This is a genomic window from Pseudomonas sp. (assembly GCF_036387035.1).
Lineage (GTDB): Bacteria > Pseudomonadota > Gammaproteobacteria > Pseudomonadales > Pseudomonadaceae > Aquipseudomonas.
The window spans coordinates 1-23,275 of record NZ_DASVUM010000121.1 but is presented as its reverse complement, the minus strand read 5'-3'; the positions used below and the strand labels follow the sequence as shown (position 1 = coordinate 23,275).

At 56.4% G+C, this 23,275-nt stretch carries 20 protein-coding genes, 1 tRNA gene and 1 pseudogene; 3 read left to right on the top strand and 19 right to left on the bottom strand.

Features of this window, described 5'->3' with window-relative positions:
- Positions 1-271: 271 nt before the first annotated feature.
- From VF672_RS11350 to VF672_RS11320, 7 genes are all read right to left on the bottom strand, one after another.
- Positions 272-1,027, bottom strand: a complete 756-nt coding sequence (locus VF672_RS11350; RefSeq protein WP_331104700.1) for a thioesterase II family protein — start codon at positions 1,025-1,027, stop codon at positions 272-274.
- Positions 1,028-1,178: 151 nt separating this feature from the next.
- Positions 1,179-1,922, bottom strand: a complete 744-nt coding sequence (locus tag VF672_RS11345) for a GntR family transcriptional regulator (protein ID WP_331104699.1) — start codon at positions 1,920-1,922, stop codon at positions 1,179-1,181.
- Positions 1,923-2,141: 219 nt separating this feature from the next.
- Positions 2,142-3,152 carry an aldo/keto reductase gene (locus tag VF672_RS11340; RefSeq protein WP_331104698.1) on the bottom strand — a complete coding sequence of 337 codons (1,011 nt, stop codon included), beginning with the start codon at positions 3,150-3,152 and terminating at the stop codon, positions 2,142-2,144.
- Positions 3,153-3,326: 174 nt separating this feature from the next.
- Entirely contained in the window at positions 3,327-4,511 is a 1,185-nt protein-coding gene (locus VF672_RS11335) for an MFS transporter (protein WP_331104697.1), read from the bottom strand.
- A gap of 39 nt (positions 4,512-4,550) precedes the next feature.
- The gene (locus VF672_RS11330; protein WP_331104696.1) at positions 4,551-5,372 is read right to left on the bottom strand and encodes an ABC transporter substrate-binding protein; all 822 of its coding nucleotides are present in this window, start codon (positions 5,370-5,372) and stop codon (positions 4,551-4,553) included.
- Between the two features lie 22 nt (positions 5,373-5,394).
- Positions 5,395-6,159, bottom strand: a complete 765-nt coding sequence (locus VF672_RS11325) for an amino acid ABC transporter ATP-binding protein (RefSeq protein ID WP_037018644.1) — start codon at positions 6,157-6,159, stop codon at positions 5,395-5,397.
- 21 nt (positions 6,160-6,180) lie between these two features.
- Positions 6,181-7,059, bottom strand: coding sequence for an amino acid ABC transporter permease (locus tag VF672_RS11320; RefSeq protein ID WP_331104695.1), 879 nt, complete (start codon positions 7,057-7,059; stop codon positions 6,181-6,183).
- A gap of 303 nt (positions 7,060-7,362) precedes the next feature.
- On the opposite strand from VF672_RS11320, the gene VF672_RS11315 reads away from it, so the two are divergent.
- Positions 7,363-8,328: a LysR family transcriptional regulator gene (locus tag VF672_RS11315; protein ID WP_331104694.1), complete on the top strand. Its 966-nt coding sequence runs from the start codon at positions 7,363-7,365 to the stop codon at positions 8,326-8,328.
- A 7-nt stretch (positions 8,329-8,335) separates the two neighbouring features.
- On the opposite strand, the gene VF672_RS11310 is transcribed toward VF672_RS11315, so the two are convergent.
- From VF672_RS11310 to VF672_RS11285, 6 genes are all read right to left on the bottom strand, one after another.
- Complete coding sequence (locus VF672_RS11310; protein WP_331104693.1) at positions 8,336-8,638, bottom strand: DNA-binding protein; 303 nt, start codon at positions 8,636-8,638, stop codon at positions 8,336-8,338.
- Positions 8,635-8,958, bottom strand: coding sequence for a type II toxin-antitoxin system RelE/ParE family toxin (locus tag VF672_RS11305; protein WP_331104692.1), 324 nt, complete (start codon positions 8,956-8,958; stop codon positions 8,635-8,637). Before VF672_RS11305 ends, VF672_RS11310 begins: the two co-directional genes overlap by 4 nt.
- A gap of 85 nt (positions 8,959-9,043) precedes the next feature.
- Positions 9,044-11,497, bottom strand: a complete 2,454-nt coding sequence (locus VF672_RS11300; RefSeq protein ID WP_331104691.1) for a TonB-dependent receptor — start codon at positions 11,495-11,497, stop codon at positions 9,044-9,046.
- Positions 11,498-11,595: 98 nt separating this feature from the next.
- Positions 11,596-12,561, bottom strand: a complete 966-nt coding sequence (locus VF672_RS11295; protein ID WP_331104690.1) for a FecR domain-containing protein — start codon at positions 12,559-12,561, stop codon at positions 11,596-11,598.
- On the bottom strand, positions 12,561-13,076 hold the full coding sequence (locus VF672_RS11290; RefSeq protein ID WP_414705594.1) for a sigma-70 family RNA polymerase sigma factor: 516 nt from the start codon (positions 13,074-13,076) through the stop codon (positions 12,561-12,563). The genes VF672_RS11295 and VF672_RS11290 overlap by 1 nt, the downstream gene beginning before the upstream one ends.
- Positions 13,077-13,309: 233 nt before the next feature.
- Complete coding sequence (locus VF672_RS11285; protein ID WP_331104688.1) at positions 13,310-14,002, bottom strand: HAD-IA family hydrolase; 693 nt, start codon at positions 14,000-14,002, stop codon at positions 13,310-13,312.
- A 215-nt stretch (positions 14,003-14,217) separates the two neighbouring features.
- Here VF672_RS11285 and VF672_RS11280 point away from each other — a divergent pair, with 215 nt between their 5' ends.
- Complete coding sequence (locus tag VF672_RS11280; protein WP_331104687.1) at positions 14,218-15,705, top strand: YdgA family protein; 1,488 nt, start codon at positions 14,218-14,220, stop codon at positions 15,703-15,705.
- A gap of 22 nt (positions 15,706-15,727) precedes the next feature.
- Here VF672_RS11280 and VF672_RS11275 read toward each other — a convergent pair whose 3' ends face one another.
- A complete protein-coding gene (locus VF672_RS11275) occupies positions 15,728-16,858 on the bottom strand; it encodes a mechanosensitive ion channel family protein (protein ID WP_331104686.1) in 1,131 nt (376 codons plus the stop codon).
- Between the two features lie 303 nt (positions 16,859-17,161).
- The gene (locus VF672_RS11270) at positions 17,162-17,581 is read right to left on the bottom strand and encodes a DUF2628 domain-containing protein (RefSeq protein WP_331104685.1); all 420 of its coding nucleotides are present in this window, start codon (positions 17,579-17,581) and stop codon (positions 17,162-17,164) included.
- A gap of 438 nt (positions 17,582-18,019) precedes the next feature.
- On the opposite strand from VF672_RS11270, the gene VF672_RS11265 reads away from it, so the two are divergent.
- Positions 18,020-18,745: a DUF4431 domain-containing protein gene (locus tag VF672_RS11265; protein WP_331104684.1), complete on the top strand. Its 726-nt coding sequence runs from the start codon at positions 18,020-18,022 to the stop codon at positions 18,743-18,745.
- Between the two features lie 288 nt (positions 18,746-19,033).
- Here the strand turns inward: VF672_RS11265 and VF672_RS11260 are convergent, their stop codons facing one another.
- The 4 genes and pseudogenes from VF672_RS11260 to VF672_RS11245 all read right to left on the bottom strand — a co-directional run bounded on the left by VF672_RS11260 (position 19,034) and on the right by VF672_RS11245 (position 23,211).
- Positions 19,034-20,659, bottom strand: coding sequence for an ATP-dependent helicase (locus VF672_RS11260; RefSeq protein WP_331104683.1), 1,626 nt, complete (start codon positions 20,657-20,659; stop codon positions 19,034-19,036).
- Positions 20,656-22,365, bottom strand: a complete 1,710-nt coding sequence (locus VF672_RS11255; protein ID WP_331104682.1) for an ATP-dependent nuclease — start codon at positions 22,363-22,365, stop codon at positions 20,656-20,658. Before VF672_RS11255 ends, VF672_RS11260 begins: the two co-directional genes overlap by 4 nt.
- Before the next feature lie 13 nt (positions 22,366-22,378).
- Positions 22,379-22,966, bottom strand: a pseudogene (locus VF672_RS11250) (tyrosine-type recombinase/integrase); the annotation flags it as partial.
- Positions 22,967-23,134: 168 nt separating this feature from the next.
- Positions 23,135-23,211, bottom strand: a tRNA-Arg gene (locus VF672_RS11245).
- Positions 23,212-23,275: the final 64 nt, after the last annotated feature.

Genomic DNA, 23,275 nt, shown 5'->3' with positions numbered 1-23,275 from the left:
TGGGCGACATTAAGGCTCCACCTCAATGTCTCCGCCCAGGGCATTGCTCCTTTTGCCGCTCCATAAGGACAGTCTTCCCTGAATCGGCTGCAGACCGATTCGTCGTCCGAGTTTGCCTGAACGCGGCGGTACATCGCGTCAGCAACGGCTAAGTTTCACGATAGGCGCATGAGCGGCGGCCCGAGGAGGGAGGGCCGGCTATGAGTAGCGGGAGAGGGTGCAAAGCGAGGAGAGTAAAGCGTCCATGCAGCAGCAGGACGCTGGTGTTTCGTTAGTCGCCCAGCAAGCCGAGGTGCGTATTGATGATGTGCAGCAGGCGCCCGCGCTGGGAGCTCAGAAAGTCATGAGTGCCGTGCACTTCGATCAGCTCGAATTCGCGACGCGTGAACTCGCGCCATTTCATCATGCTGGCGGCGGTAGCAACCGGATCATCGCTGCCGTACAGGCCAGTCAGTGGAATATCAAGGCCCTCGTCCGCGCAGTGGGACCAGATTTCCGAGAGCTTAACGTCACTGCGTACAACAGGTTCGAGCAGCTTCAGGCGTTTCTTATCCTGGGTGAAGCTGTTCGGAAGCACGCTCAACCTGATCAGCGCCTGGATGAAGTCGTCCTCGGGCAGCGTGTGCAAATACGGCCAGGGTTGTCGGCTATCGGGGCTTCGGCAGCCGGAAATGAACAGGTGACGTGTCAGATTCGGGTAGTGAGCCTGCGCCAGCCTGGCCATTTCATAAGCGACCCGACCGCCAAAGCTATGGCCGTAAAACGCATGCGGGCCGCTCAGATACGGCTGCAACGCGAGAAAGGTGTCCTGCAGCAAGGGCGCCCACTGATCGTAGGGCGTTTCCTTTAGACGGCTGCCATGACCTGGAAGACGCAGCGTCACCAACTCGATGTGATCGGCAAGGCCCTCGGACCAGTCCCGGAAGTGCTCCGGATCGCCTCCTACGTGAGGAAAGCAAATAAGGCGCGTTCTGACGGGTTGTCCGGAATTGACGACCATCAGCCATTTGTTCTTTTCGGCGTGCACTCAGCTTCCCCGAGCCTTATGAAGGCTTCGTAACCGTGGAGCCGGGTCCTTCGGCGCATACGCCGTCATGAACGGCGTTCGTTGATCCCTTGTGCTTTTCGGCCAATCAGCCTATGGCGAGCAAGGTAAAGGTTAAACACAGCAGCAAATGTCACTGAGTGAGGGCTCGTTTCCTTGACGTCGCCACAGGTCCGGTCTCTTCCGCCTTGCGGGCGCTCAAGTAACCGTTGATGGCTTCAACGCCGCGATTCAAGTGATGAGTCAGCGCCTCGACAGTAGCCCCTACCTCGCCGGCCTTGGCCATCTCGAGCAATTCGAGGTGGTCATGTTGAGACACCTTGCCCAGATTCATCTGCTTCAGGTTGAAGCGCAGGAAACGCTCCTCCTCATTCAGGCCGTCCTCGACCAGCTTGAGCAGGCGCTTGTTGTGCGCTTTCGAATACAGCGTCATATGGAATTGACGGTTTAGCGTGCCCATGACGCTGTAGTCCGTTTCAACCTCGAGCTGGTTGATGTAACCACGCGCCGTGTCGATGTCCTCGGCGGTCAGCAGGGGGATCGACTGACGCAAGGCCTCGGACTCCAGCAGGATGCGCAGCGCATAGGCATCCGTAGCGTCCTCGTTGATCAACGGGGCAACGACCGCACCTTTGTGGGTTTCGACACGCAGCAACGATTGAGCTTCCAATTGCCGCAACGCCTCTCGGACGGGCATACGGCTGACCCCGAACAGCGTTGCCAGCTCTTGCTGGCGCAAGGCGATGCCCGCCGGAAGACGCCCTTCAAGAATGGCGCTGCGCAGTTTTTCTTCGATGATGGCGCGTGCCTGATGCGCAGGCAGCTGCTCATCGCCCAATGTTTCCCGCAGAAATTGCTCTTTCTCAGTCCTGCGCATACGTGATCTTCTTCGGCTGACCAGTTATTGGATCCAATGGAACACTAGAGACCGCTATCTGCCTTGTCAAACTTAGATCCAAGTTTGGTGGGCTGCCTCGGCGCGGCATTCTACAAGGGATTGGGCGTCTAGAGTGCTGCCATCAATCGGGCATTGAGAGAGCGGCAGCCAGCATCGGTCGGGCATCGTTGCGCCGACCAAGGCCGGGATCACAGCCGGTCAGTCTCCAATATAGCGGCCCGTCACGAAATGCTGCACGTCGTTGAAGCCCGGCGTGGAGGCGTGCCCGGGTGTCACAAGGGAATCAACGAATGCTTCGTCTTCGGCACTGATGTTCACGCTGAGCGCCTTGGTGTAGCTGTCCCATTGGTCCTCGGTGCGCGGCCCGACAATGGCTGAGGTCACCGCCTGGTTGTTCAGCACCCACGCAATAGCGAATTCCACCAGGCCTACGCCTTTGGCTTGGGTATAGGCCTGCAGTTTTTGGGCGATGTGCAACGATTCGCTGCGCCATTCGGTTTCCAGAATGCGTTTGTCCTGACGTCCGGCGCGGGTGCTGCTGTCCGGCGTTACGTCGGGGGCGTACTTGCCACTCAACACGCCGCGCGCCAGAGGGCTGTAGGGCACGACACCCAAACCATAGAACTTCGCGGCAGTGATCTGCTCAAGCTCGGCCTGTCGATTGACGATGTTGTACAGCGGTTGACTGATCACCGGTTTGTCGACGCCCAGACGTTGAGCAACGTTGACCACTTCGGCGATACGCCAGCCCCGGAAATTCGACACGCCCCAATAACGGATCTTGCCCTCGCGGATCAGATCGCCAATAGCAGAAACGGTCACCTCGAGTGGCGTGCTGTGGTCTTCTTTGTGCAGGTAATGGATGTCGATGTAGTCGGTATCGAGCCGACGCAGGCTGGATTCGATTTCATTGAAGATGTGCTTGCGATTCAGGCCGCTGGAGTTGGGCGCGGTGTTACCCGAACTGCTGCCGACCTTGGTGGCAAGGACCCACTCGCTGCGCCTGCTGGCGATGGCCTCGCCAACGATTTCCTCGGACCGTCCGGCGTTGTAGACGTTGGCCGTGTCGATGAAGTTGACACCTTCATCCCACGCCTTGTCGATGATACGCAGGGATTCTTCGGTACTAGTCTGCACGCCGAACATCATGGAGCCCAGTGTCAGCGTTGAAACCTTGAGGCCGGATTGGCCCAGGGTGCGGTATTTCATTGCTCGATATCCTTTTCGTCGGGGAAGTGGAAATCAGGACAGTCTGGGAACAGGCTTGCAAGGCGTCTCGTAAAGACCGTTCAGACCGGCAGGGTCAGGCCGGACATACTCGCCTGTTTGCGCCAGGTTTGAAAAGTGACAAATTGGCTGATCCGTACCCGATCGGGCGCTGGGTCAGAGGGAGATTTCAGCGTGAGTGAGCCTGGCGTGTCGTCCGGCTAAAAAGCACAACGTGCCGCCCATGGCTGTCAGGCAGGCAAGGACGTAAAACATGGTCGGCGCCGGGCTGTTGATCAATAGGTAGCCACAGATCACCGGGCTCAACGCGCCGCCGAAGGCCGCCAGGTTCTGCGCGCCGAGGTAGCTGCCGCGCAGGTGATCGGGCGCGATGGTGTCCACGAACAGGTATTCAGCGGGGTAGATGATCATCTCGCCCAATGTAAAGACGAACATCGCCGCGCACCATGCCAGGGTCGTATGCGCAAAACTGAAGCCGATGAGCCCGATCGCGAACAGGGCTGTGCCAAGGCAGATCCAGTACCGCAGTTGCTCGCGCTTGAGAAGGCGGCCGATCTGGTACTGCATCAAGATCACCGTCACCGCGTTGCACGCCAGCACGGCCGACAGGATTTTCAACGCCTGCTGCGCCGTGTGCGTGACCAACAGAAACTGCGACAGGTACAACGTATACCGGCCATGCACGACGGTACTGAGCAAGCTGCCGCCTGTGAACAGAATCAGCGTGCGGTCATTTTTTAGCGTCCTCAGAGTGTCGAGGAAGCTCCGCGGCGGATGTTCGGTACTAGCGACAGTGCGCGGGATGCCGAGCATCAGGAAAAGGCTGAAGAACGCGATGGCGCTGGCGATGAAGAAGGGTGCCAGTGGCAGATGCCCGGCAATGATCACGCCCAGCATCGGGCCCGTCGCGTAGCCGATATTGGTGAGGGTGTAGCGCAGCGAAAACACCTTCGCCCGCTGCCCGATGGGCAGGTTTTCGCTGATGATCGCCTTTGACCCGATCAGAAACAGCGCCGACGCCGTTTCGGTGATCACCAGCGTCAGGGTAGTCAGGTAAACGTTATGAGCGAAGGTCAGCAGCGAGAAGCCGACGGCACTGGAAAGCATCGCCAGGATCAGCAATTTGCGCTTTTCCAGCCGGTCGATGATGTAGCCACCGTACAGCCCCAGCAGCGTGGCGATGAAAACCGCGATGCCCATCAACAAGCCGACGTCTTGCTGGTTGAGCCCCAGTCTTGTGCTCAGGAACAGTGTGAGCAACGGGCTTGTCATCGCCCGGCTCATCACGATGGTCAGCGAGCAAATCATCAAGCGGCGGATGACGAGGGAGTAGGTGGCCACTGTTTGTATTCCGTCCTTGTTCAAGCCTCCGCAGATCCTTTATTGCGCCTGATTCATGCCCACCTTGGTCACTGCACCCTGTTCCAGATCCCACTTCTTGAGGATCTTGCCGTAGGTGCCGTCATCGACCATGGCTTGCATCGCTTCGGCGATGGCGGCCGCCAGTTCGGGGTTGGACTTGCTGACGCCCAGGCCGGTGAATTGTTTTGAGATCGCCACGCCAAGTGGCTTGTAGGTGTCTTTCTCTTGGGACATCAGGTACGGAATGGTCTCGCTGCCCTGCATTGCAGCGTCTAGCCGGCCCTGGCGCAGCTGTGCGCGTGCGTCGGCCGAGCCTTCAGAACCGCTGACGATGATCGCCGGCTTGCCCTTCGCCTCGCAGTTTTCCTTGCTCCACGCTGCGATCTCCGCAGGCCAGGTGGTACGGCGACTGGTGCCGACTTTCTTGCCGCACAAATCAGCCGGCTCGTTCAGATCAGCATTCTTGGTCAGCGTGTATAGCTGCGGGCCGCTGGTGAAATAGTCGATGAATGTCACCGACTTCTGCCGCTCGGCCGTGTCGGTCATGCCCGACAGGATGATGTCGAAGCGCCTGGTCACGAGGCCGCTGACCATCTGCTCAAACGCCGTCTCCTGCCATTTGATCTTGACGCCCAGCCGCTCGGCCAAGGCGTTGCCCAGATCAACGTCCAGGCCGGTCAGCGTGTTGGTGCTGGTGTCTTTAAAGTCCATCGGCGGGTAATTCGGCACGATGGCGGCGGTGATTTCGCCCTTGTCCTTGAGGCTGGCGGGCAGCGCGGCGAACACCGACGCGGAGGCCATCAGACCGGCGAGCAAACTGGGGATGAGGATCTTTTTCATGGTCGTTCTCGTTTGTTCTGGTTTAAGTGCGAACGGCAGAAATGAAGCTTTGGGTTCTTGGGTTTTGTGGGCTTATTAGTATGTCTTCCGGGGTGCCGGCCTCCACAATCTGGCCGCCGTCCATGAACACCATCCGGTTGGAAACTTCGCGGGCAAAACCGAGTTCATGTGTCACGACGATCATGGTCATGCCGCTGTGCGCCAAATCCCGCATGACCGACAACACTTCGCCCACCAGCTCCGGATCAAGCGCGGAAGTGGGTTCGTCAAACAGCATCAGCTTGGGCCGCATCGCCAATGCGCGGGCGATCGCGACACGCTGCTGCTGACCGCCGGACAGCTCGACGGGATAGGCATGACGCTTGTCCGCCAGCCCGACCCGGGCGAGTAACTCAGTGGCTTCCTCTGTGGCCTCTTTGGGCGAGCGCTTGAGCACCTGGATCGGACCTTCGATCACGTTCTGCAAGGCGGTCATGTGCGGGAAAAGGTTAAAGCGTTGGAACACCATGCCCGTGCTCAGACGCTGGCGGGCAATTTGAGCATCCGTCAGTTCGTGCAATTTGTTGCCGACGATGCGATAGCCCACCAGCTCGCCGTCGACCCACAAACCGCCCTTGTCGATTTTTTCGAGCTGATTGACGCAACGCAGCAGCGTGCTCTTGCCTGAGCCCGAGGGGCCGATGATGCACAGCACTTCGCCTTGCTCGACTTCAATACTGACGTCTTTGAGTGCATGAAACTGGTCGTAGTATTTGTTCAGGCCGACGGCTTTGACGATGCTTCTCATGCTGATTCTCCTGGGCCTGACTTACGAACGCTTGCCGGCGCCGCGGGCGAACCGCAGCTCCAGCCGGCTTTGGCCGAATGACAGGACAGTCACCACCGCCAGGTACCAGATCCCTGCGACAATCAGCAACTCCATGACCCGAGCGTTGGCGTAGTAGATGTTCTGCGCGTTGTGCAGTAATTCGGAATACTGAATGACGCTGGCCAGGCTGGTCATCTTCACCATGCTGATGAATTCGTTGCCGACCGGCGGGATAATCACGCGCATCGCCTGGGGCAGGATCACCCGACGCAACGCCTGTAAGCGCGGCATGCCGATGGACTTCGCCGCTTCGTACTGGCCGGTGTCCACGGACAACAAGCCGGCGCGCACGACCTCAGCGGTGTAAGCGCCCTGATTGATGCTCAGGCCCAGCAGCGCGGCGACGAAGGGCGTCATCAGGCTGACCGTGTCGATCTCGAACACGCCGGGAATGCCAATGACCGGGAAGATGAGGGCCAGGTTGAACCACAGCAGCAACTGCAGAATCAGCGGCGTGCCACGAAACAGCCAGGTGTAGGTGATCGCCACGTAACGCAAGATCGGGTTGGCGGACATGCGCATGACGGCAGTGATCACGCCGATCACTACCCCGAGAATCATCGCCAGAATCGACATGATGATGGTGTTCAGCAGGCCCCACAGGATGGCCTCGGAGGTCAGGAACTGGCCGATATAACTCCACTCGATCTGCCCGTTGGCGAACGCGCGACCCAGGGCGACAAGGGCAACGATGATCAAGGTCGCGAAGAAAATGCGTCCGTAATAGCGACGTGGGACGTGTTCATACTGAGTGATGTCAAACGCGTTTTCGGTCTTCCTGCGCTCGGCTTGCAGCTGCTCCGCCTTATTCTGATTCATGTATTTCTCCGAAGCTGTATGCAGACCGCGCTGCCTGATTCGGGCAACCGTGCCCGGCTTTGCTGCTACGACATAGCGCGCCGTTGCAGCATGGAATCGTCCTGAATAGAAGGCAGTTACGATTTGAAAGTCCTGATCAAAGTGTCAGGTTAATTATCTTTGGATCCGCATGCAGCCCTTGAAGCTGAGTGCTGTGTGCGCGGTTGCCAATCAGGATTTTCTGTGTTCATTATTATCAACCGGGCACGTTTTTGTTGTGAGTCAGAGCCTGTTGAATTCAATAGGCGAGGTCAATAAGCATTTATGGAAACTCCACTTTCCAGTTCTGGAAACGTGCCGCCTAAACCGGGAGTTCGTCCTCCTCTTACTCTCAGCGGCATGGACTTCAAGCTGTTGCGGGTGTTTCAGGCCGTGGTGGAGGCGGGTGGCTTCAGCGCCGCCCAGAACGAGCTGAACGTGGGGCTTGCAGCCATCAGCAAGCAGATTTCGGACCTTGAAATCCGCATCGGGATGCGCCTCTGTACACGAGGGCGGGAAGGGTTTCACCTGACGGAAGAGGGCAAACTTGTGTATCAGGCGGCTATCGACTTGTTCGCCTCGGTGGACAGTTTTCGTGACCGGATTAGTTCAACGCAGAATGAGTTGATTGGTGATCTGAGCATTGGCGTTATTGATAACACTCTGACCGACAAAAGTTCGCCGCTCATTGCCGCACTCAGACTTATGCACGATGAAGCGCCCAAAGTCAGACTGCGTCTGCAGGCGTCCCAACTGGATGAAGTCGAGCGCGCAATGGTCGAGGGGCGCGTGAGTCTCGGCATCGTGCCGGTGTATCAACGCCGCGAAGAGTTTGATTATTTCGAGCTGTACGAAGAGGCCTCCCACGCTTATTGCGCAGTGGGGCATCCGCTGTTCGATGTGGACGAAAGCACGCTGAGCATCGACAGCCTGCGTGCATTCGACATCGTCAATCATCGCTACGCGATTCATCGCGACAAGGCGAGTTTCATCAATTACGACAGCCAGTGCGCTTCGGCTTCCCAGGTCGAGGCGGTTGCCATGATGATCCTGACCGGCCGCTTCATCGGTTTCCTCCCCGAACACTACACGCGCAATCTGGTCCGCGACGGCCAGCTCCGCGCCCTGCGTCCCGACCTGATCTTTCTACAAACACCCGTTAACCTCATCTTGAGGCACAACGCGCCACGAAGCCCGCTGGTCAAGGCGTTCGCTCGGGCATTGGGGGTGGATTTGAGGGTGGGGCTGTAGCAACGAATCATGCAATTCCCGCGAAAGTAAGCCCGGTGGCGTGGACCACTTGGCGCATGGTCTTCAACGTAGGATTTCCGGTGGGAGATAGCGCTCGACGAAGGCTTTCAAGAGGTATTCCGGTTTTCTCTGCTATGAGTGCCAATCCGCCTCGCGCTTCGACAACATGTCTCAGTGCCGCAAGAAAGCCGGCCTCGCCGCCTTGTTCGTCTAGCTCTTCGAACGCAATTCGCAAGTACTCCGCAGCGAATGCCGGATCGTCCCGAATCATCGCAATGACTGTTTCGTCGTGATTACATGAGTTCGTCATGGCCTTCTCCGCTGATAGTCGTGCCAACAATCAATGGCTTTAACGATGTCAGAACGCTGGTGGCGCTTATCGCCTCCCAGGAGCAGCAAGATTAGCTGCTTACCTGCTTGGGCGTAGTAAACCCTATAACCCGGTCCGTGATCGACCCGCAATTCCCAAACGCCATTTCCAACAGGCTTGCAGTCGCCCAATGCACCTGCGGCAACCCGGTTAATGCGCGTGGTGATTTTGGCTTTCGCAGATCGGTCCCTGAGCTCAGCCAGCCATTGCTGATAATGATCTTCGCCGTTTGCGCTGAGGTAATGTCTGACTTGATTCATGGGGCGAACGATAGCGTTGCTGCAGCCAATCAATATGCCCGCCTGAACCGATGTGCGCGGTAGGAGTTTTCAGCGTGGCTTCGTGCTAAAAATCCACCGTAGCCGATACCTTCAGCGTCCTTGGCTCACCCTGTGTCAGGTAGTTGTTGGCGGTCGAAGCCGATGCCCAATAGGCTTTGTTCGCGACGTTTTCGACGTTGGCCCGCAGGGTGATGTATTTGTCATCGGCCTTGAAACCGTAACGGGCCCCGAGGTCGACGCGGGTCCAGGCGGGGATGCTCAGGGTGTTGTCGGCATTGATGTACTCGCCGCCGGTGCGAAGCATTCGACCGCTGAGCGCTGCGCCTTCGATGCCCGGAATGTCCCAGTCAGCGCCCAGGTTGTACTGGAAGCGCGGCACGCCGGCGGCGCGATTGCCGTCCGTAAGGCCGTTGGAGGTCTTCTTCAGTTGCGTGTCCATCGACGTCGCGCCCGCCAGCAGGCGCAAGCCTTCCACGGGTTCTCCGAACAGGTTCAGCTCGACGCCTTTGTTGATCTGCTCGCCATCGACGCTAAACGTGCCCAGCGTCTGGCCGGGCATGAAAGAGGTCGCACTGTTCGGCTGTTCGATGCGGTACACGCCAAACGTCGCGCCGTAGCTGTCCCAATCGAGTTTCACGCCGGCTTCCGTCTGCTTGCTGCGTCGCGGCGGAAACACTTCACCGATATTCGTGACAGCACTCGAAGGCGCAGTCGGGCCTTGGGCCAGCCCTTCGATTCGGTTGGCGTAAAACGAGACGTGTTCCCACGGCTTGATCACCAGACCGTATACCGGCGTAGTGATGGACTCGTCGTAATTGGCATTGCGCGCACCGGATGACGTGTTCCAGGCGTCCACCTCGATGGTCTGACGGCGAACACCGACGGTGAGGAGCACACGGTCATCCACGAAGCCAAGCGTGTCGGAGACCGCCGCACTCTTCACCCGATTTTTCCCGACAATGCGCGGGTCATGGATGTCGCTGCCGAAATAGGTCGTGGTGGGGCGAGAATTCTGCACCGGATCGTAGAGATTGTTGGGCTGACGATTGGCTACCAGAATCGCCTCGTAAGACGAGCGTTGCTCGCCCCAAATGCCCGACAGACCGAAGTTCATCTGATGGCTGACCGGCCCGGTCGTGAAGTGGCCGTTCAGGCCTGCAATGGCGCTTTTGTTATCTTCGTCGTGGGGCGAGTAGAGGAAGCCTGTGCGTGCTGCGCCGTCCTTGTTGCTCACATACAGCGACGAATAAACGCCGTTCTCCCTGGTATGTTTGGCACCCACGCCGGCATAGGCCGTCCAGTTGTCGTTCAGGTCGTACTCGCCGTTGAGCATCCCGTAGGTGTCTTCCAGCTGCGACCAGGTCCAGTCCTGCGCATAATTGTCCTTGGCTGACGGCGCGTGCGGCATTGCCGTCCCGTTGGGATATACCACCGAGCGACCCTGGTTGATGCGCTCTTTCTGGTAGCCGAAATCGGTCGACAAACGCAGCCGCTCGCCGCGGTAATCCAGCGCCACGGCGATGAGCTGCGAGCGTTTGGTTTCGTCGTCGATCGCGGTGTCCCCACCGTGTTGGGCCAGATTGATGCGAGCGCCAAAGCGGTTGTCGTCGCCGAAACGCTGACCAAGGTCCAGGTGGCCCCCGGTTTGGCTGTCGCTGGTGTAGTCCAGAGTGATGCTGCGCGTGGACACATCCTCGGCGCGCTTCGGCACGATGTTGACGCTGCCGCCAATGCCGCTGCCCTGCGGCGATACGCCGTTGACGAAGGCGTTCGGGCCTTTGAACAACTCGACCCGCTCGACGGCCTCGGTGGTAATGATCTGCCGGGGCAGCACGCCATACATGCCATTGAACGCAATATCGTCGGTTTGCAGCGGCAGCCCACGGATGGTGAAGACCTGAGAAAAGTTGCCGAAGCCAGCGGATTGGCGCACCGAGGCATCGTTGAGCAGCACATCGCCGATCGTCCTTGCCTGCTGATCGGCAATCGTCTTCGCGGTATAGCTGACAACGCTGAACGGGACGTCCTTGATTGTCTGATTTCCCAACACCCCCAGCCTCGCCGAGCGCGCGACCTGGCCGCCTGCATAGGTGTCGCCCTGGGCGCCCTGTTCGCCATCGATCAAGGTGGCGCCCAGTTCCATGGCATCCCCGGCTTGCACTTCGGGGACCACGGTGTAGCCGTTAGCCCCAGCGGTCGAGAGCGCATAGCCGCTGCCCTTCAACAGTTCGGTAAACCCGGCCGGTACCGAGTATTCGCCTTGAAGGCCTGCGCTTTTGCGGCCAGTAAGAAGGGAGGCATCGAACGACAACTGCACGCCGGCCATGGCGGCGAACTGCGCCAGCGCGTCGGACAACGGCCCGGGCGCGATGACATAGCTGCGTGTCCCGCTTGTCTGAGGGGCATCAGCGGCCAACAGCGCTTGAGGCGGCAATAGTGCCGTCAGGGCCGCCGCCAGGCTCAGCGCTTTGACATTGGAGCTCATTCGTTGAGAGAGTGGGTGCGGGCTGAGGCTCATTCGGCAGTCCTGTCGACGCAGAGAAATGTAAGGGTTCTTCTCCACACCGAACGACAGGGAAAAAGGTATCAATCTTTTTGAGAACGCTGCGACGCCGCCTACCCGCGAGGCCCGACCGCCACCCAATACCGCGTCAGGCTGCTGATGCTGACGGGTAACGTGTCCTGCAACAGGCGCAGGCTGGCGTCGGTGTCGCGTAAGGAAAACGCGCCGGAGACTTTGAGGTCCGCGACCGAAGCGTGGCAGCGCAGAACGCCCGGGCGATAACGCCCAAGTTCGGCCAGCAGATCCACCAGACGCATCTGTCTGGCCACCACCATGCCGTTTTCCCACGTCAAGCTGGCCGGATCCAGCGCCTCGACCGGCCCAATCCGGGTCGAACTGAAGCCGCTTTGCTGGCCCGCGTTCACAATCACGGGGGCGACCGACCCCACCGTTCGAATTTCCACAGCGCCTGCCTGCACGGCGAGCCTGCTCATCGAATCGTCCAGCCGCACACTGAACAGCGTCCCCAGCGCCCGAGCAAAGCCATCGCGGGTCTCGACAATAAAGGGGCGGTGGGTCGGCGAGGGATCCTTGGCGGTGGTGATCAGCACCTCACCGCTGATGAGCTTGATCCGCCGCTCACTCGCATTGAAGGCGATGTTCAGCGAGCTGGTGGTGTTGATCAGCAACTGGGTGCCGTCAGGAAGCGTCAGGCGTTTCTGTTCACCGATGGCCGTGTGTTGATCAGCCATCCATTGCTGCCACGGCAATTCACGCTGGGCCAGCCAGACCGCTGGCGCCGCCAGCAGGAGCAAGCCGATGCGATTGAGGGCCTGACGTCGACTGATGCCTGGCGTGCGGCCGATTCGCCGAATCGTATCGCTGGCAATCGAGCCGGGTACCGACCGGAAGTCGCCGATGATCGCTTCGGCGCGCTGCCATGCCTGGGCATGTTGAGCACTGCGTCCGCGCCATAACTGGATCGCCCGATGATCCTCCTCGGTTGCGGTGCCCGACTGCAATTGCACCAGCCAGTCTGCGGCCTCGCCGAGAATCTCAGGGTCGATGGGTTGGGTCATCACGCGACGCTCAGGCAGGCCAGAAAGGCGTCACGCATGTAACGTTTGACGGTGACCAGCGAGACATCCAGTGCGGCGGCAATTTGCGCGTAGGTCATGCCGTCGAGCTGAGACATCAGGAACGCCGTACGCGTCTTCTCGGGCATTTCACTCAACATCGCATCGATACGGCAAAGCGCTTCGAGGATCAACCAGCGAGTTTCCGGCGACGGGGCTTCAGGTTCAGGCAGGTGGGCGATGGTCTCGAGGTAAGCGCGCTCGACGTCCTGTCTGCGCCACCGATCGATGACCAGGCCTTTGGCAATATGAGTGAGCAGCGCGCGCGGCTCTGCGCCAAAGCCGGTGGCGGACTCGCGGGTGAGCAGGCGTATGAAAGTGTCATGAGCCAGGTCGGCAGCATCGCTGGTGTTCCCCAGCGTGCGATCCAGCCAGCGGTGCAGCCAGCTGTGATGTGCGCGGTACAGGTCCTGGACATGCAGATGGCGCGATTGAACGACTGACGACATAGAGACCATTTGGCGACCGCCCGGAATTATTCCCGGATGTAATCAAGAATTGATCGCATTCTATAGTCGTTAACCGAGCGCTGGCAATTCATTGCACGGGGAGGGGACAGTGGTTACAAACGAGGCGTTAACGGCCCGCGTGGTCCAGGCAGGAGCGACCGTGGCGGCGCTCCTGCCTGGACGTGATCACCACGCAACTGCGTGGCGTCTGGACGCAGGATTTCCTGCGCATGCAGCGCTGATCAGCGAGCGAACCCCGGCAGGCCCCAATCCTCCAGCGGAAACTCGGTCAGCGACCCCAGAATCTGATCGGCGTGCGCGTACTTCTCGACCGGCATGTTCGAGTCGGGTACCGCGACGGCATACATCCCTGCGGTCTTGGCAGCGGTGACGCCAAAAGGCGAGTCTTCAAACACCAGACAATCCTTCGGGTCCACGCCCAGGTGGCGCGCGGCAGCCAGGAAGATATCCGGCGCAGGCTTGGCGGCCGTCACCTCTGCGTGATCCGCCGTCACCACGTCTTTGAACAGCTCAAACCAGCTGCGATGGTTGCTCGTTTTCACGTGGAAGTAATGCAGGGATGAGCTGGTGCCCACCGCGATCGGAATGTTGTGCTCGGCGAGGTGACGCACCAGTGCCTCGGCGCCACGCATCGGCTTGGCGTGCGGGAAGCGCTCGTCCAGCATCGGTTGGCGCACGGTAAGAAACTCATCAGGAGACATTGGCAACTCAAGCGCCCGGATCACGTATTCAGCGAAATCCTGTGAGCCGCGGCCAATGGAATGCTGCTTCACCTCCCAGTCGAACGTCTTGCCGTGCCACTTGGCGATGGTGTCGGTCACTTCGGTGTAAATGCCTTCGGTGTCCAGCAGCAGGCCGTCCATGTCGAAGATCACCGCCTTGACCGGACCCTTGGGCTTTTGCACTTCGCTCATCTCATCGATCCCGTTGACAAATTGGCGTCCAGCCTAACGCTTCGGCAATCGCTGTGGCTAGGCGCAACGGCTGCAAAAGGTTCTCGCCAAGTGCTAATCTCGCCGGGCTCTCGGCAGCGCAAGGTGCTGCTCGGCCGCTCCGTGTGGCGCCGAAACCCTCCAGGGTCAAGGAAGGCAAGACCTCTCTTCAAGAACGGACATCTTCGAGTCGACACATGAAAAAATCAGTCAACATCGCCGTAGGCGTCATTGTGGTTGCAGGCGTCCTCATCACCGCTGGCGCCTGGTATACGGGAAAACGGCTGGAAGGCGCGCTCAGCGATGCCATCCAGCAAGGCAATCAGCAGCTTCAGGCCGCGTTCGTCGGGCATGAAGGCAAGGCGAGCGTTGAACTGCTCTCTCTGGACCGTCACTTCTTTACCAGCACCGCGCATTACAAGCTGAACATCCAGGACCCCAAATTCAACGAGGGCAAGCCGGTCGAGTTGCTGTTTGTCGACAACATCGAGCACGGTCCTCTGCCGTGGAGCCGCGTGAAGTCGCTGCAACTGGTGCCCGTCATGGCGGCCAGCAACCTGCAAATCGAGAAGAACACCTTCTCCGAGAAATGGTTTGCAATGACCAACGGCCAGCCACCACTGACCGGTCATTTCAGCATGGGTTACGACCGCGCTGCGCTGGGCCAGGTGGAATTGCTGCCGTTCGAATTCACCGACCAGACCGGCGCGTTCAAGTTTTCGGGCTTCAACCTGAATGCTTCAGGCTCGGGTGACGGCCAGAAGCTTGAGGCCAGCGGTGTGCTGGGCAGTGTCGATGTCACCGCAACATCCGAAGAAGGCCCGGTGCACCTGACGCTCAAGGACTTCACCTTCAACACCGGTGGCACCAAGGGCAAGTCGGGGTTCTATCTGGGCCACACCGACGCGAAGATCGCCTCTGCTACCTTCCAGGCGGCGGGTCAGCCGGCCATTCAGCTTAAAGACTTCGTCAACACCAGCCTGCTGCAAGAAGTAGAAGGCAACCTGAACGCTCAGGTGAGCTACGACATCGGCAACGTCAGCTTCAATGGCAATGACATCGGCGCCATGCAGATGCTCTGGAAGTTCGGCAATTTCGACATCGCCTCAACCCAGGCCTTGATGAAAATCTATCAAGAGAAGGTTCAGCCCCAGGCACAGGCCGCCGCTGCGGCGGGCGACACTTATACGCCTCATTTGAGTCCGGCAGATCAGGCGCTGGTTCAGGCCGAAGTCAGCAAACTGCTGAGCGCCAAACCGCACATCGAGCTGGAAAAGTTTTCGCTGAAAACGGCCAATGGCGAGAGTCAGTTCAACCTGTCGATGGACTTGGGCAATCCTTCGGCACTCGACCAACCGGGCGCGGAATTGCTCAAGCAATTGCTGACTCAGCTGGACGCCAAACTAGTGCTCTCCAAGCCGATGATCAAGGACCTGGCCGCGCTGCGCGCCAAGTCTGAGGGTCTGACCGACCCCGCTGCCATTGCGCAACAGGCGCAGGCCGCAGCAGAGTCAGCGGGCGGCATGGCGGTCATGTTGCAACTGGGCAAGGTTGATGGCGATAACATCATGTCCAGCCTGCATTACGCCAACGACGTGGTGGATTTCAACGGCGTGAAGATGCCGGCACAACAGTTTGCCGCTTTGATGATGGGCAAGTTTGTGATGTTCAGCGGCGAGCAGTGAGTTTTCTCGCCACCTAAAAATGTCACACCGGCGGCTGACGTGCGATTTCCGTTGGCGCTTCGTGTTCTTCGCGCTCCGGCTGCACGGTGCGCGAGGACATCTCCGCGCGCAGCTGCGGCAGGCATTGCGGGTATTGCCGGGCGACGAAACTGATCAGCCGCTCGCGCATGTGGCATCGCGCATCCCAGCTGCGCGATGAGTCAGCCGAGCTCAATAACACCCGCAACTGCATCGCCTTGGCTGTGGTGTCCGTGACCTGCAGCACGCAGACGCGGCCATCCCATAGGTGAGGAATCTCTTTGCAGATTCGCTCCGCCTCTTCACGCAACTCCTCCAGTGGCAACGCATAATCCACCCACAGAAAGACCGAGCCAATCAGGCTGGACGTGCTCCGCGTCCAGTTCTGAAACGGCTTCTCTATGAAGTACTGCAACGGGATCACCATGCGCCGCTCATCCCAGATCTTCAGCACCACGTAGGTGCCGCTGATTTCTTCGATGCGGCCCCACTCGCCCTCAACGATCACCACGTCGTCCAGACGAATGGGCTGAGATATCGCGATTTGCAGACCCGCAATCAAATTGCCCAGCACAGGCTTTGCCGCGAAGCCTGCGGCCAGTCCCGCGAGCCCTGCCGATGCCAGCAGGCTGGTACCAATCTGGCGCACTGGCGGGAAGCTCATTAGAATCAGTCCGGTACCGAACAACAACACCAGCACGTTCAGGCAGCGCACCAGCACACGGACTTGCGTCTGAATCCGGCGGGCTTGCAGGTTGTCTTCGATGTCCAGCGGGTTTCGGATCGCGACGGCCTCGCCGATCGCCTTGACGCTACTCAAGGCCAGCCAGGTAAAGCCGGCCACCACCAACATGCCATTGAGGTGCCTGACGCCGTTGATCAACGGCAGGTCGTCAGGCGCGGAGGTCCAGACGGTTTGCAGGGCGAGCAGGGGAATGAGCCACAAGGTGGGCGGTTCGGCGCGATGAAGAAGTTGTTGAGCGAAGACGAACGACTTGGCGACGCGACGGAGCAGAACCAGCGCAATCCAGCGCCCCAACAGTGCGATGCCAATCGCGACGGCGGCGGCCACGAGGGTATTGAGCCAAGGCAACGGCAAGGCGTTCAGCCAGGCTTGCGGAAGTACATGTTCCATAGAGGGGGTCACCAACAGGACGGTTCAAAGGCAAGAGGTGTGAGCTCCCTCGGTGCTCAATGTTCCCTGATCCACCCGCCGCCCCTGAAATCGTGACGGGCTGGAATCAGCGAGCCAGAGCATCCGACACGTTTACTACATGTCGAATGCGCTGACCAGTTCAGGCTAATGTCGGCGACGCCTGAACGTCTGGCTCATGCTGTAGCGGCCATGGCATCACGTGCGCGCGACACCATGGCAAAGGCTCGTCTTTCACAACGCCGAAGCAGTGAAAATGACGACGCTCTGTGGTCTGTCTCAGCCTTAGCAGCCTTTGAACGGATTCCAGCCTTGTTCGCCTTTAATTTCCTTGAGGTAGTAGGCGTAGTTTGTGGTCCTTGCATAAAAGGCGTTTATGGCGATACCTACAGCAAGATCCAACTGTTTGGCGTAGGCAAAGTCGGTGGCTGAATAGAAGATTTCCGACACGACACTGACGGCCAGCAAAATGCCGATCATCGTCAGGTTTTTTTTCCACAACCCCAGAACGAACAGGTAAATCGGGCCGAAAAAAAACGCAATGATGTTCGCGTTGATCTTGATCCTCTGCCGGAGAGGCAGCTTCAGCCATGCGGGCTTGAAAGTTGGTGAATTTGGCGCGCCATGCTCGTCAAAAAACGCAAAGCGTTGCTGCCATTTCTCGCTGTAGGCGTTACGGCTTGGTGCTTGATCGGTGGTGTCCATTGGGCTTCCTTGTGATCCTTGAGTAGTGAGTTTTCTTCCTGGATATCCTGGGTGTTGCTTTTATTCTTGTAGGGTTGACCCGCCCATTCCGGCAATTACGACTCGGCTTTGGGGTGTCCACAGCGCCGAGAATTCTGTCGACAATGCTGCTTATCCATCGAGCCGAACTGCCACCATTAACCGGTCCAAGAAGCTAGGCTGTAGTAACCGGGCCTAGATAAAAGGGTGTGCTTCATCCATGTGGGCAACCTCCCACATGCGCGGACTTTCTCACAAACGTTACAGGTCTGAACAGTGTCAACGTGCCCTTGCCTGTAATATTTGGACATAACACCGAAGCATCAATGAAGGCTTTGCTCCATGGGAAATTCGCTGCTGATCTGCGCGTATGCCTCTAATATCGGTGGATTAATTTCAAAGTGCCTTCGGATATCAGCGATGAATGTTGTTCCCTGCCTGCGAGCCCTGACGCTGCTCGGTTTGTGCCTGTCCCCGTTCGCCATCGCGCACGCGACGCCCTGCCACCAATACGAGCCCGCCGAATCCACGCTCAGTGGCACGTTGACCCGTCAGGTATTCCCTGGGCCGCCGAGTTTTGAAGACGTAGTGACGGGTGATGAGCCGCAAGTGGGCTTTTACCTCTCGCTGGCCGAGCCGTTGTGCATGGACGGCAGCGAGAACGAAGCCGATGTCAGCGTTGAGGACGGCCAGACACTGGTGCAGCTGGTGCTGGGCGCGGGTGACTTCGACACGCTTCGACCGTATCTGGATCAGCCGGTCGTGCTCAAAGGCACATTGTTTGGCGCAGTCTCCGGATACCACCACACTCAGGTGTTGCTGCAACAAGTCGAGCGGTTGAGCGGATCAGCGGCACCGCCGGTCAACTGCGCGGCGGTCAAACAAGCAGCTGGCGAGGGCCAGGAAACCTACGACCCTGTGTTGCAGGGCAAGATTATCGGCATTAAGGCGTGGGTTTATCAGGCGCCACACCCGGCATGTACCGACAAGCACGACTCCCTTGCGCCCGGGACCGCTGTGAGCGTGAGCGGGATTAGCACAGGCGGGTGGGTTCGGGCAAATTTCACGGGAAGTGACGGCAAAGAGCATTCAGCGTGGCTTGATCAGGCATATGTGCTGATTGGGGCAGGGGATGTGGGGGAGTGAGCTCAGGGGCTGAAAGGGCTATGAACGCCTGCTACCAGAAGCAGGGTAGTGTGGGACTGGCTTAGGGCGGGGAGCTTGATTGCCTTTAGAAGGCGAACAAACAAAAAAGCCCGCACAGTGGCGGGCTTCTTGGCTTCTAGCGTTGTCCGGCACGTGCTGCGCGAGCCCTGACAAATAATGGTGCACCTGACGAGCTTCAAATTCAACCTATAACTATCTGATTTAACAGGATATTCTTCGTAGAAGAACATCCTGGGATACATGACGGGATACAAGGCGTGCGGTCCGCTACCGAGGATACGAGAAGGTTCTGAACAACCCTTTGAGTCCGGGTAGACCAAGAAATGCAGACGGGGCGCCATTTTTTATCTCATTATATTTGTTCAGTCGCTGAGTTGTATGGACAAGCACACAGATTGATTTGGCACGAGTTATCCCGACAAAGTGAAGGTTTAAATCCTGCTCCCAACTCGGATAAACCTTATCTGCAAAACTTTGACCGCTTTCTTGATATGGCATTATCCATTCACATAGGTCGAGGTGAATTACAACTTCGAATTCAAGCCCTTTAGACTTATGAATCGTCATGCACTGAATTTCATCACTTGAGATTGCTGTATATTGCTTCAGAGCGTCGGCATCGCCAGCTACGAGCTTTAAAGCGATTAACTCACTATCTTTTGGGTCTGAGTTGAGCAGCTTTTTCGAGGCTGCTGCAAGATAGGATTCAAGAAGTGTAGTATCTATGCTTCTGATTTTTTTTATCGTCCTACGGGCGTCTATCATTTTCGCCCTAGACAAATTTGAGTGCTCTGGAAGAGTATCTAATACCTGATCAGGTGTGATAGTTTGGTCATACCTATACTTCAGTAAGGCCGACCAAAAAATACCAGCCCTACTTTGAAGATCGTCTATAGCATCGTCTGAGAAAATTCTGCACGGTAGAGAAAGATGATCTCTTAGGTAGCCTAGGGTGCGATTATTTCTTACAAGAATGGCTACATCTGATGGCTTGTATGACTTGTTTTTTTCAAGTATCGCAGGGATGAGACGGTTGAGGGAAGCCGCTGCGTCACGCTGCGTTCCGTTAAATTTACTTTGCCAGACTTGTATAGAATGTGTTTCAGCTAATTCAAAGTCTTCGTTGAAAAGTCTATTTGCATAATTGGCGATTGATGGGTGGCATCGATGGTTGTAGGATACGGTTCGATGCGTAAAGCTCGGGTGTCTCATAAGTTCTTTTAGAAACTCCGGGCTGCATCTTCTCCATCCGTATATTGACTGCTGCAAATCACCCACCGCCACGCCCGTTATGCCAGAATCGACGAGGCTCAGAAAGAGCTTATGCTGAGCGCTGGAAGAGTCTTGGTATTCATCGATATAGATGCTTGTGTATTTTGCTTTCAGATAAATTCTACATGCCTCACACTTTTCGTGAACGTAGAGGGCGAGCGCGGGTATGGTTGGAAAAAAAATTGTACCTTGGGAGTACAGTGCTTTTATTTCTTCTAAGTTGAGATCATTAATTTGGTCAATATCGCTCAAGGTAGCTGCTAAAGCCTTTTCTTGTACCGTCAGATCTGACTCATATTTAGGCTCAATATTTTCAGTGCTACCTCCCAATAGCTGGTTCAGAAAGGGGTATAGAATTTCAGATAAGCAGAATGAGTCAATAGTTCCAAAGAAGCTTGATTTAGTATCAGAGTCGCCTGCCCGACAACGTTCTTCTAGTTCCTTGCTAGCTTTGCGAGTAAAGGTGATGGCAGTAACGCCTTGATAGCGCTTTAATATTTGAAGTTCATTTCGTATTTTCTCGGCGATAACTGCTGTTTTACCGCTTCCTGGGCAAGCAGTAATCACCAAAGAGCCTTGTGGCTTGATTGCTTCTTTTTGTTCATCCGTGAAATTAATCATTTTGCTCGTACCTGCGCTACGCAGTGGTGCAGCGGCTTCGCCAGCAAGCCGGAGGTAGCAGCGGCAAGACTTGAGGCATGCTGACTGAGAAACTCTCTCATTCGAATCGCTTTCTTTGCTTGAAGGAAAGCAATCGCAGTAGGAAAATCAGTAGTTTTACAATATTGCTGCAGCTGGGTTGGAAATTCTTCACAGAGATCTGTTTCTAAGTCGATTTTAGACAAGAATATGCCATGCGGATTTACTTTTGAAGAAACCTCCTCCCATATCCCATCTTTGATTACGCTTTGCTGTGTAGTCAGTTCAGGCATATGTTCGAGCTTTTTATGTCCCGCGAGACTTAAGCACCTGTTCAGACCTGCGAGATTACGAAGCTGAATTTTATTCACAGTTATCGCTGAAACATCATTATCTGTGCGAATTACCCATGGAATTTCCATTGCATCTAGGATTTTCGTGTAAACCTTAAATTGAATGCCCTCAACGTTCAGGATTGATATGTTGTAATAGTCTAGGTCAATACCAATTTGTTTCGCCAACTCATTGTAAAATAGAAGCTCGGATGGTCCCTCAACCAGCAGCACGCATTTTGAAAAGAAAGCTTCCGCTGGTAGGATACTCATTCGATATCCAAGATTGTCCCATTCGTTACTTATGCAATTTGAACATCCATTGCTGGCGGCATAACTACCGTCATTTGAATTTTTTATGTGGGTAATAGCATTTGGTGAGTAGCGAGCGGTTATTTGCGGTGAGTGACTAGTGATAATTGTCTGCCCTGGTAGATCCTTAATTAGATAATCTGCTAGCTTTCTTTGTTGATGAGGATGGAGGTGCGCCTCTGGTTCCTCCACACAGTAAAAAACTACTTCACTTTCAGGGTCGTACTCTCGCTGGCTTTTCGCTTTCCACAAAGCCATTAGAATTTGGTTATTACGGCCATCGCCACCCAAAGAGATCTTAGATCCGGATGTGCTGGCCCCTAGCTTTAAATTATCAATGAATTGTTGCGTCTGTATTGCTCCTGAATCTAGATGAACGGAGTAGTTTGTGAGGTCATGTGATAGTTTAAGAAGCTCTTCGTTTACAGCGTCAGTCGCGTTGTTTACGTAATGTAGTTTGCTTACTAGCCCATTTATCGTGTCGAGATTGGTTTCGATAATCTCAAGTTGCTTCTGGTCTGACTCAACCTCTTCGTCAGTGCGCAGCTCTTGAGATATCTTCAGGAGATGTCTTTTTTCTAGATTAACAAATTTTTCAAGGTCACGACTTGATTTTACATATTTAAGATTGAGGTATTTCAGATAAAATCTGCTGTTAACTGGCGTGAGGTGTTTTTTGTCGATGCCTAGTTTGATTGAGTAATCAAGCGTCTTTCTGTTTGCTTCATATCTTAGAATTGATTTGCCATCGCTCGATACATTTCCTTTGAGGATGGAAAGAACTGCATCTTCTTGTATGTCTTTGAAATGGATTTCTATAGATAGATCTTCGTGCTGTATTCCTAGTGGACTGACATAAAAATCTGACTCGTTCGGCTCGATATCACTTTCTGAAAGGGATTTGTCTAATAATAGCCTAAGTGCAAAAATAAAGTTTGTCTTTCCGGAGTCGTTGGCGCCGATTATCAGTGTTTTACTCTGTAGGTTTACGGTGGAATTTACGTAGTTCCGAAAACCTTTGAGGATGACTTTTTCAATTTCCATATGTGATTCCTTTCGATTGAATTGCCCGGCCCGTAACTCTCGCCAAGTCGTAGATTTCTTTGCAGGAACGACGAACCCGACTCATCTGTTCAAAGATGCCCTTACGCTCCAGCGTCTGGAAGAAGTCCATCCATTGCTTGGGGGTGATCTCGGTGTAAACGCGCTTACCGAACACCGGAAAAACGTGAAGCTCTAAGGCACCTACGTTGCGCTTCGTTGTGCTTGCTGCCCAACCCGGAGTACGAATGGTGATCCACTCTCGGGCAAGACATTCAAACGTGTTGGTCGCCGCTTCGAGCTCTGCTGCCTTACGCGCTTTTTTGTTTGCGAGCGGGTCTTCGCCTTGGGCGATCTCCTTTCGAAGATCTAGCGCTTTCCTGCGTGCAAGGGCGCCACTCACGGTCGGATAGCCCCCGAGGCCGAGCCAGCTCCATTTTCCCGCTTGGTTCTTGTACCGAAGTTGCCAAGATTTTTGACCGTCCGACTTGACTCGGAGGTAGAGCCCGTTGCCGTCGAGCTCTCGGTATTCGCGGGTCTCGGGTTCGATGCTCGCGAGTGCAGTGTCGCTAAGTGGCCTACGTTTGATTTCCGACCGTTTCACAGGCCTGTATCCCCTCGGTTCTAAGATCTCCCAGGGGTACACCCTGGGATACAGGGCGCTAAGGTATAAGGGGAGACATCCATAGACAACCAGAAACAACAAAGCCCGCACAGGGCGGGCTTCGTAGGGCGTTTCATAGACATCGGTAGACAACTAGAAACATGATTTTGGTGCACCTGACGGGATTCGAACCCATGACCCCTGCCTTCGGAGGGCAGTACTCTATCCAGCTGAGCTACAGGTGCAATGCGGGCGCCATAATACTCATCTGGCTTGCAGGCGTCCATGCCGAAGACCCACCGTACACAA

What these genes read in the sequence shown, in the direction of transcription:
- VF672_RS11345 (WP_331104699.1), bottom strand. Translation starts at nt 1,922, where the DNA reads ATGCGCAGGACTGAGAAAGAGCAATTTCTGCGGGAAACATTGGGCGAT.
- VF672_RS11340 (WP_331104698.1), bottom strand. Translation starts at nt 3,152, where the DNA reads ATGAAATACCGCACCCTGGGCCAATCCGGCCTCAAGGTTTCAACGCTG.
- VF672_RS11330 (WP_331104696.1), bottom strand. Translation starts at nt 5,372, where the DNA reads ATGAAAAAGATCCTCATCCCCAGTTTGCTCGCCGGTCTGATGGCCTCC.
- VF672_RS11325 (WP_037018644.1), bottom strand. Translation starts at nt 6,159, where the DNA reads ATGAGAAGCATCGTCAAAGCCGTCGGCCTGAACAAATACTACGACCAG.
- VF672_RS11320 (WP_331104695.1), bottom strand. Translation starts at nt 7,059, where the DNA reads ATGAATCAGAATAAGGCGGAGCAGCTGCAAGCCGAGCGCAGGAAGACC.
- VF672_RS11315 (WP_331104694.1), top strand. Translation starts at nt 7,363, where the DNA reads ATGGAAACTCCACTTTCCAGTTCTGGAAACGTGCCGCCTAAACCGGGA.
- VF672_RS11310 (WP_331104693.1), bottom strand. Translation starts at nt 8,638, where the DNA reads ATGACGAACTCATGTAATCACGACGAAACAGTCATTGCGATGATTCGG.
- VF672_RS11305 (WP_331104692.1), bottom strand. Translation starts at nt 8,958, where the DNA reads ATGAATCAAGTCAGACATTACCTCAGCGCAAACGGCGAAGATCATTAT.
- VF672_RS11300 (WP_331104691.1), bottom strand. Translation starts at nt 11,497, where the DNA reads ATGAGCCTCAGCCCGCACCCACTCTCTCAACGAATGAGCTCCAATGTC.
- VF672_RS11295 (WP_331104690.1), bottom strand. Translation starts at nt 12,561, where the DNA reads ATGACCCAACCCATCGACCCTGAGATTCTCGGCGAGGCCGCAGACTGG.
- VF672_RS11290 (WP_414705594.1), bottom strand. Translation starts at nt 13,076, where the DNA reads ATGGTCTCTATGTCGTCAGTCGTTCAATCGCGCCATCTGCATGTCCAG.
- VF672_RS11285 (WP_331104688.1), bottom strand. Translation starts at nt 14,002, where the DNA reads ATGAGCGAAGTGCAAAAGCCCAAGGGTCCGGTCAAGGCGGTGATCTTC.
- VF672_RS11280 (WP_331104687.1), top strand. Translation starts at nt 14,218, where the DNA reads ATGAAAAAATCAGTCAACATCGCCGTAGGCGTCATTGTGGTTGCAGGC.
- VF672_RS11275 (WP_331104686.1), bottom strand. Translation starts at nt 16,858, where the DNA reads ATGGAACATGTACTTCCGCAAGCCTGGCTGAACGCCTTGCCGTTGCCT.
- VF672_RS11270 (WP_331104685.1), bottom strand. Translation starts at nt 17,581, where the DNA reads ATGGACACCACCGATCAAGCACCAAGCCGTAACGCCTACAGCGAGAAA.
- VF672_RS11265 (WP_331104684.1), top strand. Translation starts at nt 18,020, where the DNA reads ATGAATGTTGTTCCCTGCCTGCGAGCCCTGACGCTGCTCGGTTTGTGC.
- VF672_RS11260 (WP_331104683.1), bottom strand. Translation starts at nt 20,659, where the DNA reads ATGATTAATTTCACGGATGAACAAAAAGAAGCAATCAAGCCACAAGGC.
- VF672_RS11255 (WP_331104682.1), bottom strand. Translation starts at nt 22,365, where the DNA reads ATGGAAATTGAAAAAGTCATCCTCAAAGGTTTTCGGAACTACGTAAAT.